This is a genomic window from Fibrobacter sp. UWH9 (genome assembly GCF_900129715.1).
Lineage (GTDB): Bacteria > Fibrobacterota > Fibrobacteria > Fibrobacterales > Fibrobacteraceae > Fibrobacter.
The window spans coordinates 18,745-30,806 of record NZ_FQWP01000029.1; the positions used below are offsets into that span (position 1 = coordinate 18,745).

Sequence of the window (12,062 nt, forward strand, 5' to 3'; positions counted from 1 at the left end):
AAGGTATGCGGTTTATTATTTTGCGAACCCCCATTATGGGGATTATTTTTAGGTCGCGGTGCAGAATGGGTTTGGGCCGCTTATGGAGTGTTTATGAAAATGTTTGGTGTTGGCGCCGTTGCGGCGTGTGTTTTGGGTCTTTCGGTAAGTGCATCTGCCATTAAGGCCAATGTCAATTTGAGCATCGGCAAGAATCTTTATGTAGATGGCGCCCTCAATTCCAACTGGAAACCTGATGTCTATACTGATGGTCATCTGGATTTTAATCAGGTGGCCTCGGCGAAGGAACTGGCCCTGAATGTGGGGGAGGGACCGTCCAGAATTTTTATTACCTGGGAGACTCGCGGCGATGAAGCCTGGGTAGGCGACGAATATGTTCATGCGGCGAGCTGCCAGCACTTTCCTACGGAAGGATCCAGCCTGCAGAACTTCAAGATTCTGACCTCCGGAAATTCCACCGACGGTGTTGACGGTGACTGGGAAGTTGTGGCCCAGGTTGGCGAAAGTGGCGCCATGAGCCGCGGCATCGCGGTAGATTTTGCAGGCAAGTCCTGGTTCAAGATCGTGGCCGACGAAGCCGTCAAGAACCTGGAAGAAATTGGCGCCTACGACTTGAGCGATGGCGGAAACGACACCTGGTTCTTTATGGGCACCAGCATCAGCCAGATGGGCCTGAAGCAGACAGAAGTGGACTCCAACTTTTCTCAGTTGATTCACGCCCGCTATCCCGATTACTACCCTGCAATGCTCCGCGGCGGCATCGGTTGCGTGAACACCACGGGCGTGGTCGAAGGCCTCAAGTATTATGGCGAGTATGCCGGCAATGTCAAGTTCTGGGCCATCGAAATGGGAACCAACGACGCCTGGGGCGATAAAACTGGCTGGAACCTGGCGAAGTTCAAGAAGAACATGCAGGAAATCATTGACACGGCGAAAGCTCACGGGGTAACGCCCATTATCGCCCGCATGATCGCCACCAATCCCGACATCGCCGAGTGGCAAGTGTACCAGGGTTACCTCGATGCCATCGACGAGCTGACCGAAACAAACAACCTGCCTAAGGGCCCGGATTTTTACGATTACTTCTCCAAGCACCCCGAAGAACTCTCTGCCAGCGATGGCGTGCATCCCGCCGAAAAGGGTGCGCAGAGCATGCACCGTCTGTGGGCTGAAGCCGTTGCGACTTTGTACGAAAATGGATTTGGGGACGCAGACAACGAGAACGCTAACCAGGAAAAGGACGATAAAGAGGGAATCGTTTCATCCAAGGTGAACTTCAAGGTGCCGCAGGTAAGTGTCGTCGGAAAGACCGTCTCTGTGTCGGGCGTCCAGGAATCTGCCCAGGTGGTAATCATGGATGCCATGGGACATATGGTTGTAAATCGCAATCTTCCTACAGGAAATTACTTTGTCATAATCCGCGGTAAGAAACTTTCCTACAGCGCCAAGGTTACGGTTAGGTAATAAAAATTTGCGTATTTAAATCCCGCACATTTTATAAAAAATGGGATGCCCCGCAGGTAAGCGGGGCTTTTTCTGTTTGTTGTGATTATGCATCAGTATAAACTACACATCTTGACAATGTAGTTTACGTAGTTTATATTGTAGTATATGAATGAAATGGAAAGTATAGAAAGTCGGATTGCACTCTTGCCCAAGGGTTCCATCACCAAGAAGGTCATCCAGGGCAAGGACCGTTATTACCTGCAGTGGCGCGAGGGCGATAAGGTCAGGAACCGCTATGTCAAGGAGGCGGAGCTGCCGGAGCTTTCTGCCCAGATTGCCGAGCGCAAGGGGTTGCAGCAAAGGCTGGTGGAACTTCAGGTTGCGTCGGTGCAGCGCTCCCTTATGGTGTCCGAGGGGGCGCAGTCGTCTGCGGAATTTCTCATGGGCAGTTTCGCTGCCGAAAGGCGGGCGTCCTACAGTGTGGCGCCTTACGAGTCTCAGGACCGCATGGTGAATTTCTTTCTTTCACTTGGTCTGGGCTTTTGCCTGGAGGCCAGGGCAAGGCAGCTTCCCGTGAACGGCACCGACCTGAGTGTGGACTGGGTATTCTATAACCGTATGCTCCATTGCCATGTGCTGGTGAACCTTAAGGATGGCAAATTCCGGAAGACCGATTTAGATCAGCTGGGAACCTGTGTCAGGCATTACCGGGACAAGGTCATGCAGCCTGGCGACAACCCTCCCGTGGGAATCCTGCTCACTACAAGCCGCGGGCCCAAAATGGTGGAGTTTGCCACCAGTGTCGCCAAGAGCGATTTCGCCTCTGTCTATAAGCCCAAATTGCCGACCAGGCACCAGCTGCTGGACTTCATGGAAAAAAGCGACTTGCTGAAAGGCGAGAGAGTGTAGTTGAGTTACTTTAAAGTCCGTAAAACAAACACGAATCTATTGACTTGAATGTGAATTTTGTTCTATATTCAAGTCATTAGCATTTCTCTTATTCACAGCTAGAAACTTCGACATTTCAAGACACGGTGAGTAAGACGAAACGAACGCGTCTGCCGCCAGGTTAACCTTGGCGCCATCGCTTGGCGTAATGCATCTTCAATTTCTTGAATGTGCATTTGCTGGGTGACCAGAATATGGGGCGCGGGTCGTTCGTGTTTGTTTGTGTCGGGCTGTCGAAGGCCTCTAGCTGACAAATGCCTGCGATTCCGCGCCTTTTTCTATGTTTTTTTGTAAGAAATTGTTGTTTCGCCTAGAAAAATGTACGCAGTGTTTAAATTACGCCTAGAAAAATGTAAATAGCGCTCAAAATTCATCAAGAAAAATGTATATATAGAGTATGAAGCGTTTTCTTTATGAAGATCTACTGAAATGGAAAAACGGCGCGCACCGTAAACCCCTCATTTTGGAGGGGGCAAGGCAGGTCGGCAAAACATGGCTGCTCAAGGAATTCGGAAAGAACGAATTCGAGAATGTCGCCTACATAAACTGCGATACGGACGATTCCTCTAGGTTCCTGTTCGCGGACTTCAACATCGACAGGATTTTGCGAGCTGTTTCCGCCATTACTTCACTGGTCGTGGAACCAGGCAAAACGCTTATCATCTTTGACGAAATCCAGCAGCAGCCAGAGGGACTGACTGCATTAAAGTATTTTTGCGAGAATGCGCCCGAATACCATGTCGTTGTCGCAGGTTCCCTGCTCGGGCTTCAGGTCCATTCCGGCTCAGGGTTCCCTGTAGGAAAAGTGGATAGGCTCAAGCTGAGCCCGCTATCATTTAGCGAATTTCTAGATGCCCTTGGCGAAAAAAATCTGCTGATGCACCTAAACGCGTTCAGGTTCGACGAATATGCCGTCCTGAAGACCAAACTGATAGAACTTTTAAGACAGTATTATTATGTGGGGGGAATGCCCGAGGCGGTACTCGCTTATGTGGATCGCAAGAACATCCTTGAAGTCCGTGAAATCCAGAAACGGATTCTCGACGATTATCGGGATGATTTCTCCAAGCACATTCCCTCCAACGAACTTGCAAAAGTTTCCGCCGTATGGAACTCGATCCCAAGCCAACTGGCTAAAGAGAACAAGAAATTTATATGGGGTGCGCTCCGCAAGGGCGGCAGGGCGAAGGAGTACGAAAACGCAGTCCAGTGGCTCATCAACGCGGGGCTCGTCCATAAGGTTTGCCGAATCAACAAGGTCGAAATGCCCGTCAAGTTTTACGAAGACATGGGCTGCTTCAAGCTCTTTGTAAACGATCTCGGGCTTCTCGGCGCCATGTCGGACATTCCCGCCAAGGAAATTCTGGCCGAGTCCAAGATGATAACGGAATACAAGGGGGCTTTTACCGAGCAATATGTCGCCCAGCAATACATCGCGACCATGAGACAGCCCCTGTATTACTACACGAACGAAAATTCAACTTCGGAAATTGATTTTGTCTTTCAGCATGGAGCCGTTTACCCCACCGAAGTCAAGGCCGAAGAAAACCTCAAGGCGAAATCCCTTTCGACGGTGCTGAAAACAAACGCGCAGCTAAAGGGCATCCGATTTTCCATGTCGGATTACCGCGAGCAGGAGCAGATGGTCAACGTGCCGCTCTACCTGGTGGAATTCTATTTGAAGTGGATAGCCTCGGAAGGACTTTGAAACCTGGGAGTTCCCCCCGTACGGTCAAAACGGGTCAAATAAATATGGCCTTGGTTGACCATAAAAGTGATTTTATTCTATATTCATCTCCATAAGAGTTCTCTTATTCACAGCTAGAAACTTCGACATTTCAAGACACGGTGAGTAAGACGAAACGACGTGCTTGCCGCCCGGTTTACCGGACGGCCATGTTTTGCGTTGTGTGCATTCTGGATGAATGTACGCTAGATTGTGCAATTGGGCGCGGATCGTCGTATTTATTTGTGTCAGGTTGTCGAAGGCCTCTAGCTGATAAATGCGTTCGGTCTGGCGCCTTTTTTCGTTGGTCCGAGCTGGATGAGGGCGCTCGGTGAGTTTTGTAGAAACTCTTGATGCTCGGACATGAATAAACCTTGTAGACAAGTTTTTCTATGACTCTCGCAATGTGAGTTTTGCTCTCGTTCTCGGCTAGGAACTTCGACACTCTTTTCGCACAAGGAACAGGACAAATCTCGGATGCCCATGAGTGCCATGGGCGCATTGTACCCTGGGGGTCGTGTACCCAGCGGTCTCGACCTTCGCTTTTGTGCATGCGCGCCAAGGCGTTTTTGGCGTATGGCGAAATCTGGCTTGGCGCCTTTAATGCGCCGTCGGTGTCGTCCGCGAGTTTTGTTTTTGAATTGTAGAATGTCGCAACTTTCGGCGAGAAGCAGCAATGCTCCTCGCCTTTTTGTTTTGTGCAGGTGCCGTATCAAATGCTGGTAACTGCCGCCACAAAAACGGGCTAGGAACATCGCTCCGAACAAAGGGCTGAACTCAGGTTCAACCCTTTTTGATTGGAGCGAGTAGTAGATGGCCAGCCAGAATGATAAGTCTAAAAAGAAATCTGCAAAGCAGGGATTCAAATTTATTGACTTGTTTGCTGGTATCGGTGGCTTCCATACAGCCATGCATAGTGTTGGTGGTAAATGTGTATTTGCTAGCGAATGGGATAAAAATGCTCGTATTACATATGAGGCTAATTATAAGAATATAGAACCTTCGCTTTTCAAAAAAGATTCTGATGGCAAATACAAATTTTTCAATGCAGACATTAATGACGTTGTGATGGACGATATTCCTGACTTTGATGTTCTTTGTGGGGGATTTCCTTGTCAAGCATTTTCTATTGCAGGAAAACGAAAAGGGTTTGAAGACACTCGCGGAACACTATTTTTCAATATTGCAGCCATTGTCAATCACAAAATTCAAATTGGTAAAAAGCCAAAAGTTCTTTTCATGGAAAATGTGAAGGGACTGAAAAATCACGATCATGGAAAAACTCTTGAAACCTTGCTACGTGTATTGAAAGAGGATTTGAAGTATGAAGTTCGTACTGCTGTTTTGAATGCAAAATTTTTTGGAGTTCCTCAAAATAGAGAACGATTATTCTTTGTTTGTTGGGATAAAGAACAATGCTCTGCAGATGACTTCAATTTTCCATTGGGTCTTGATAAAGACTTGAAACCTTTGTTCAAAAAAGATGAATTAGAAAAATGTATTGCAACCAAGGTAAGCGATATTTTTGAACCTGCCGATAAAATTCCTGAAAAGAATACAATAAGTGACAAAATGTGGATTGGTCACCAGGAACGAAAAAAGCGTAATAAAGCAAACGGAAAAGGTTTTGGTTATTCGTTGTTTACTGGAGATAGTGTCTATTGCAGCACTATTTCAGCGCGTTACTGGAAAGATGGCAGCGAAATTTTAATTGATCAATCCCCACAAGGAAAAAATCCAAGAAAGCTAACACCTGTTGAAGCAGGTCGTTTACAAGGGTATAAAATTCTCGGCAATGGATGGGAAAATCCTAATGCAGGCTATAACCAGAATAATCAAAAGAATTTCCCGGAAATGAAAATTGTCGTTTCCGATAAGGAAGCTTTTCATCAATTTGGAAATAGCGTGGCTGTTCCTGTAATTAGAACGCTGGCTAAGGAAATTAAGAAACAACTGTTGGAAGGATAGGAGAGAAAACGATGCCCTATGTCTCACAAATTATTAAGGATTTGAATGCAGTATTGCTATACGCGAAGCATCGATTTCAAAATGAATTTAAACAACAGGAATTCGAATTAAATGATGTCTTTAAGAATTCATATTCCAATTATCTAAAAGAAAAAAATTGTGAGATAGAATTCTTTAGGCATACATCCGTCATTACGACAAAAGCTAATCAAAAAATTTTCATTGCAAATCAGTGGTTTGTAATAGCTTCTTACATGGTTGATTTCTGTACGGAGTTGTTAACATACAAGGAACTCTATTTAAAAATTTGCACAAGAATTTGCCAAAACCCAGAGCACCTTGCGAAAAATCTAAAGGTTTCAAATGATTTTGCTACAAAGCGTCTATTTATACAAAGTGCAAAAGAGATGTTTAACGAAATCTATGGGGATGACGCAGGTTCTACAGAAGCTGCGGGATACTTATGGAATTTTGTAAGCAATTATTCTTGGTGGGCAGGGAGTAAAACTGTAGATCGGAATGACTTTTATATTTCGCCAATTTTAAATTCACTTAACGTAGTAAACGTTAGTCATGGGTATGTTGCAGACATTGTATTTGCTTATTCAACAAATTTTCCATTAAGAAAAATAGTTGAAAATGTAGGTAGTTTCACTATAGGGGCGAAACTGAATACTTATACTCCAGATGCTGAAGAATCAGCATCTTACCAAAAGGCAGAAAAAATTACTTCATCTTTGAACTTGAACGATGTGTCGATTGAGTACCTCGTACAACCTACATCTGCGCCCAAAATATCAATCAGCGCTGCAAGTCTTGCTCGCTTTAAAAGAAATGGTTGATTGCGATGACGGAATGGAAAATAGAGGATGATATATTGATTTCCTTTAAGGATGGAAACAAGTTTTACCCATCCGCTCAGGAAGTATTTTCGCTTGTGAAAGAAGGTAATCCACCGCTTTCTCAAATTAGATTTTCCTCTTTGGGATGCAATTTGACCGCATCTTTGCAATCAAGTGAAAATAGTCTCGTTCTTTCTATTGAAGCAGAGAAAAGAGGCAAAAAGAAAATCTTGCCGATTGTAAATGGTAAGCTTGTTGATCATGTTATTCTTTGTAATACATGGTATCATGTCAACAAGAATCTTGACGATTTGGAGGGTTGTTTAGCAAAAGCTGCTGTTTATGAACAAGGGACAATATCAAGGTCCCAATATGTCAAAATAAAGCAATATGAGTTTACTCATCAGGTACAACTTTTTGATGACTTTGTTGAGTTTGACTCGAATAGTCAAAAGAATGGTTTGGATATTAATCCAAGTGAAATTCCTTTGCGAGCGACATTGTTTGAATATCAGCATGTAGGATTTAATTGGATTTGCAATACGCTTGAAGGCCTTTCTGGTTGCGTCCTTGGCGATGAAATGGGCCTTGGCAAAACGATGCAGATAATTGCGACAATGTTGTTTTTTCAACAAAAAAATAAGGGACCTTTTTTGATTGTAGCTCCAATTTCGTTACTCGCGAATTGGAAGCGTGAATGTAATAAATTTGCCCCTACTCTAAATGTTTATGTTCATCATGGTTCAAATAGAATAAGCAACTACAAATGTTTGGAACCTTATGATGTCGTTGTGACATCGTATTCCACGGTAATCAATGACTTACCAATGTTGAATATGGCAAGATGGTATTTGGCCGTTTTGGACGAGGCTCAAAACATAAAGAATCCTGATAGTATTCGTAAAAAAACTTGTTGCAGAATAAACTCAGAAAAATGTATTGCAGTGACAGGAACCCCCTTTGAAAATCATATAACGGATATTTGGTCGATTCTAGATTTTGTCTATCCAGGGGTGCTTGGGGATGTTGAGTCTTTTAGGGAATGTATTTCTGATGATGTTGAAGGTGGTAAAAAACTAGAACCGATTTTATCCGCGATGATGGTCAGAAGACGTGTGAAAGAAGTTGCTGATGAACTACCACCGCGAATAGATATTGAACAACCTCTCCAAATGTCTGAAAAGGAGGCGAAAACTTATTCAATGCTTTTGTCAGAGGCGAAGTGCGAGTCTGAATCGGGAAATCCAGGATTTGGGATTCTCCAGAAATTAAGAATGTTTTGTACGCATCCACATCTAATTGATGATGAAAGTGGAAATCCATTTGACGATTCGGTAAAATTTCAACGTTTCTGTGAACTCGTTGAAGAAATTATTGAAAAAGGGGAAAAAGCCATTGTTTTCACCTCCTATAAAAAGATGTTTGATGTTTTTACAGGTTATTTGAAAAAAAATGTAGGCGTAAAAAACTGGTCTATTAATGGCGAGACCGAAATTTCGTTAAGACAGAAAATTGTGGATGATTTCAACCGATATGATGGCAGTGCCATATTGTTCCTAAATCCCAGAGCTGCGGGAACTGGATTGAACATAACAGGCGCAAACCATGTAATTCATTACAATCTTGAGTGGAACCCATCTTTGGAAGATCAGGCTTCTGCGAGAGCTTACAGAAGAGGACAGGAAAAAACGGTGTTTGTTTATCGACTCTATTATCAAAACACAGTTGAGCAAATTATTCAGGATCGCATTAATCGGAAACGACTAATTGCCGAAAATGCTGTTGTTGGCACAGAAGGCTTTGATAATGATTATCAAGATGTAATTGACGCATTGAACTTAGTCCCAAATTTTTAAGAAGGAACATGAAGAATGAACAACAATCAAGTACAGGAAATTGAATTACAACCAGATCCAGCGCGTATTGTAAATGGTTTAAGGGATACCGGTTATAATTTCAACACCGCAATTGCGGATATTGTTGATAATTCAATTGCGGCTAAGGCGACGCGTGTTGATATCAATATTGTAATGAATCCGAAGTTAGAGGTTGCTGTATATATTGCAGATAATGGCATTGGCATGGATTATAATGGCTTGCAAAATGCAATGAAATATGGCTCTAAGGAACGGTCGGAAAAGAAGAGTCTTGGAAAATTCGGCCTGGGTTTAAAAACGGCATCCACAGCATTTTGTAAGCAGTTGTCCGTATTGTCTAGAAATGCTGCTGATTCGGAGATAATCAAGGTTCAGTGGGATTTGGATTATATTAGCCGCGTTGGATCATGGAAACTTCGGATTGTTGAAGCATCTGCAGATGAATTAGATTTGTTTGATGAAACTGCGAATAATTGCAGTGGTACTTTGGTTGTATGGGATAAAATCGACAGATTGTTGAAGGATTACAAAAGTAATTCTGCGGCAAAAAAAGCTCTTGATAAAAAGATTGATGAGTTAAAATTCCATATAGCGATGGTGTTTCAACGTTTTCTTGATGAAAATGATAATCGTGCAGAAAATGTAGAAATAAGAGTGAATGGCGAAAAAATTGAAGCATGGGATCCGTTCTGTGTTAAGGAACAAAAAACTTCCTTATTACAGCGAGAAACTGTTCCTGTTGAAATTGGTGATGAGGGAAATTTCTCCTTTGATGTCGCGGCGTATGTAATTCCTAGAAAATCGGAATTTAGTTCCAAGGAAGCTGCTGATAAAGCTAGAGGAAATAATGATTTCCAGGGATTCTATGTTTATCGTGAAAATAGACTTATTCATTTTGGTGATTGGCTGGGATTCTTTACGAAAGAACCGCATTATTCTCTATTGCGTGTGGAATTTTCCTTTGGGCAGGAATTAGATGAACTTCTAAATGTTGATATAAAAAAATCAAGAATTCTGTTGATATCAGAATTATCTGATTATCTAAATAGATTCCTGAATGCGCCTCGTCGTGAAGCTCAAAAAAGGTACAGAGAAGGACAAACTAGCGACATTCATAAACCAGGTAAAAGCGCTCATGATTCCTCAAATTCGACTATCGAGGCAAAAGGAGCTGAAGTTCAAGAATCGAGATTGACGCCAACGGGAAAACCAAATGAGGCTTTGGTTGAAAATTCCAATGGTTCTTTTACTAAGAAGATTACCATTGGAAATGCAGAATCTCCGAAGCAATGTCGTGTGGTTCCTGTAGAAACCATTGACGGAAACGCGCTGTGGGAGCCGGCTTTGATTGATGGAAAAAATGCTGTAAGAATTAATGAAGGTCACGATTTCTATAAAAAGGTATACGGCCCGATTCTTTCTAAGGGTGTCGTTGTAGAAGGCTTGGATGATTTGCTTTGGGCGCTTGCAGAAGCTGAAAATTCGACCTGTAATCAAGCGACAATTGAAAATTACGAGGAAATGCGTTATATGGTTTCGCGTATTCTTCGCAAACTTGTAGCTGATTTGCCAGATCCTGCATTGGATGAAAATTAATTATGCAGTGTAAAGATCTTCAGGAATATTTGGAAGATGTTTTTTCAATGCCCTTCTGCGTTTCTGTTGAAACGCAAGATGGGGATGATGTGTATTTGTCTTACCCTAAAAATGAAGATCAGGCATTTTTTGAAGTTCGTACTAGAATAAAGAATAATATTCGAGTGATTGTTGAAATTGAACCGCAGAAGTATGCCGCACAATTACTTCGTGAAATGTCATACGCACCTAATGATAAGAAGAAATTATTTCTTGCTTATTATGAGGCTCTTAGGTGCAAGCAGGTGAAATTTGACCTCAAGATAAATGGTTCTTTATGCAGCCAGATTGACGATTCCCTTTGGAAGGATCCTTGGAAGCAGTTGTATTGTAGGTTCACCCGAGTTCCCGTAATAGATTTGAACGACGAATACGACGAGTCATTTGTTGTGTGTGAATGGACAAAGCAGGCTTATACTTTGTTTTTCTCCCTTTTAAACATTGTAGATGCCGATTTTGAACATAGTGGAAAAGAAGAAGGTAATTGCTTTCAAGTTGTCGCGAATAGGTACGAGCGTAATCCTATAAATCGTGAGTTATGTCTCGCAAAAAAAGGTTATGCCTGTTGTGTATGTGGCTTTGACTTTAAGACTGTTTATGGAATAATTGGACAAAAATTCATTCATGTTCATCACCTAATTCCAGTATCAAAAATGGGACCAAATTATGTTGTGAAACCGGTGGAGGATTTGATTCCGGTATGTCCAAATTGTCATGCAATGTTGCATAGGAAAGATCCTCCTTATACCCCAGAGGAAATGCGGGACATTCTTTCCATAAATAAGATTGACTCTTGATTTGTGTTTTTCCGCAAGCTATGTTGTAGTACTATATTTTTGATGTGGTATGGTGAATGTCTTTGAGTTTGATACTTATTGACATTTCGAGAAAAGCGCCCCTCTTTCCCATGCTAAGCATTTTTTTGCCCCTTGAAATTTAAAGTTTGGTAGTGGGACCTTAAGCCGTCAATATGCTCCAATAACGATGAATTGATTGTATGCCCCATAGGGTCAAGGATAAAGTCTATTCCTTCTTGTCTCGCAAGTTTTGCAGCAGGTGTAAAATCGCTATCTCCTGAAATCAAGATTATCTGATCAACAAGGTGCTTATAAGCTAAAGACGCGATGTCTATGCCTATTTTCATATCAACACCTTTTTGCTGCATAACTAGTTGAAAGTCTTTTTCAACTACGTCAGATAATGTTATGTTTCCATTAAATAGTTTTTTGATACATTCATTTTTTAATGAATAAGACGCTTCGTCAGCCGCAAGAAAACCTAGTCGTAGTGCAAATTTCCGTTTTGTTTTTAAAGCGTCAAGAAAACTATTCATCCAGGCGAATGTTGGCTGTTTCTTGAAGTTGATGGTTCTTTGTAAAAGTGGATGGAAAACATTCTTCTCGACAGGAGGGCAGTCGTAGTAGAATATTCTGTACAAATCATTGCACTGAATTTTTTTATCGTTTGAATTTTTTGGCTCTTCATCAACATGTGTGGGTGGCTTCGCCACCCTTTTTTGTTGACATTCGCCTAAATTAAACAAAAAATGGGCTATTTTCTAAAATTTAATCGCCAAAAAAAACAGAAGAAAAAGCCCATGTCAAAATTATACAAATCCAT

9 protein-coding genes are annotated in these 12,062 nt (G+C 42.4%); 8 read left to right on the forward strand and 1 reads right to left on the reverse strand.

Annotation, left to right across the window (positions count from 1 at the left end; translation table 11 throughout):
• The first annotated feature begins 93 nt into the window (after window positions 1–93).
• The 8 genes from BUB94_RS15000 (at window position 94) to BUB94_RS15035 (ending at window position 11,239) form a co-directional block, all read left to right on the forward strand.
• Complete coding sequence (locus BUB94_RS15000; protein WP_254793756.1) at window positions 94–1,464, forward strand: SGNH/GDSL hydrolase family protein; 1,371 nt, start codon at window positions 94–96, stop codon at window positions 1,462–1,464.
• A 147-nt stretch (window positions 1,465–1,611) separates the two neighbouring features.
• Window positions 1,612–2,355, forward strand: coding sequence for a PDDEXK nuclease domain-containing protein (locus BUB94_RS15005; protein WP_083538359.1), 744 nt, complete (start codon window positions 1,612–1,614; stop codon window positions 2,353–2,355).
• 436 nt (window positions 2,356–2,791) lie between these two features.
• Window positions 2,792–4,102, forward strand: coding sequence for an ATP-binding protein (locus BUB94_RS15010; protein ID WP_073238542.1), 1,311 nt, complete (start codon window positions 2,792–2,794; stop codon window positions 4,100–4,102).
• A gap of 831 nt (window positions 4,103–4,933) precedes the next feature.
• Complete coding sequence (locus tag BUB94_RS15015) at window positions 4,934–6,088, forward strand: DNA cytosine methyltransferase (RefSeq protein WP_073238546.1); 1,155 nt, start codon at window positions 4,934–4,936, stop codon at window positions 6,086–6,088.
• An 11-nt stretch (window positions 6,089–6,099) separates the two neighbouring features.
• Window positions 6,100–6,930 (forward strand): hypothetical protein, encoded by an 831-nt coding sequence (locus BUB94_RS15020; protein ID WP_073238549.1) that lies wholly within the window; start codon window positions 6,100–6,102, stop codon window positions 6,928–6,930.
• Window positions 6,931–6,965: 35 nt separating this feature from the next.
• Window positions 6,966–8,786, forward strand: a complete 1,821-nt coding sequence (locus tag BUB94_RS15025) for a DEAD/DEAH box helicase (RefSeq protein WP_217653147.1) — start codon at window positions 6,966–6,968, stop codon at window positions 8,784–8,786.
• A gap of 15 nt (window positions 8,787–8,801) precedes the next feature.
• On the forward strand, window positions 8,802–10,403 hold the full coding sequence (locus BUB94_RS15030; protein ID WP_073238552.1) for an ATP-binding protein: 1,602 nt from the start codon (window positions 8,802–8,804) through the stop codon (window positions 10,401–10,403).
• A 2-nt stretch (window positions 10,404–10,405) separates the two neighbouring features.
• Window positions 10,406–11,239 carry an HNH endonuclease gene (locus BUB94_RS15035; RefSeq protein WP_073238555.1) on the forward strand — a complete coding sequence of 278 codons (834 nt, stop codon included), beginning with the start codon at window positions 10,406–10,408 and terminating at the stop codon, window positions 11,237–11,239.
• Between the two features lie 113 nt (window positions 11,240–11,352).
• On the opposite strand, the gene BUB94_RS15040 is transcribed toward BUB94_RS15035, so the two are convergent.
• A complete protein-coding gene (locus BUB94_RS15040; protein WP_217653148.1) occupies window positions 11,353–11,775 on the reverse strand; it encodes an NYN domain-containing protein in 423 nt (140 codons plus the stop codon).
• Between the last annotated feature and the right edge of the window lie 287 nt (window positions 11,776–12,062).

Excerpts from the sequence above, each read along its gene's own strand:
- BUB94_RS15000 (WP_254793756.1), top strand. The coding sequence starts at position 94 with ATGAAAATGTTTGGTGTTGGCGCCGTTGCGGCGTGTGTTTTGGGTCTT.
- BUB94_RS15005 (WP_083538359.1), top strand. The coding sequence starts at position 1,612 with ATGAATGAAATGGAAAGTATAGAAAGTCGGATTGCACTCTTGCCCAAG.
- BUB94_RS15010 (WP_073238542.1), top strand. The coding sequence starts at position 2,792 with ATGAAGCGTTTTCTTTATGAAGATCTACTGAAATGGAAAAACGGCGCG.
- BUB94_RS15015 (WP_073238546.1), top strand. The coding sequence starts at position 4,934 with ATGGCCAGCCAGAATGATAAGTCTAAAAAGAAATCTGCAAAGCAGGGA.
- BUB94_RS15020 (WP_073238549.1), top strand. The coding sequence starts at position 6,100 with ATGCCCTATGTCTCACAAATTATTAAGGATTTGAATGCAGTATTGCTA.
- BUB94_RS15030 (WP_073238552.1), top strand. The coding sequence starts at position 8,802 with ATGAACAACAATCAAGTACAGGAAATTGAATTACAACCAGATCCAGCG.
- BUB94_RS15035 (WP_073238555.1), top strand. The coding sequence starts at position 10,406 with ATGCAGTGTAAAGATCTTCAGGAATATTTGGAAGATGTTTTTTCAATG.
- BUB94_RS15040 (WP_217653148.1), bottom strand. The coding sequence starts at position 11,775 with ATGAATAGTTTTCTTGACGCTTTAAAAACAAAACGGAAATTTGCACTA.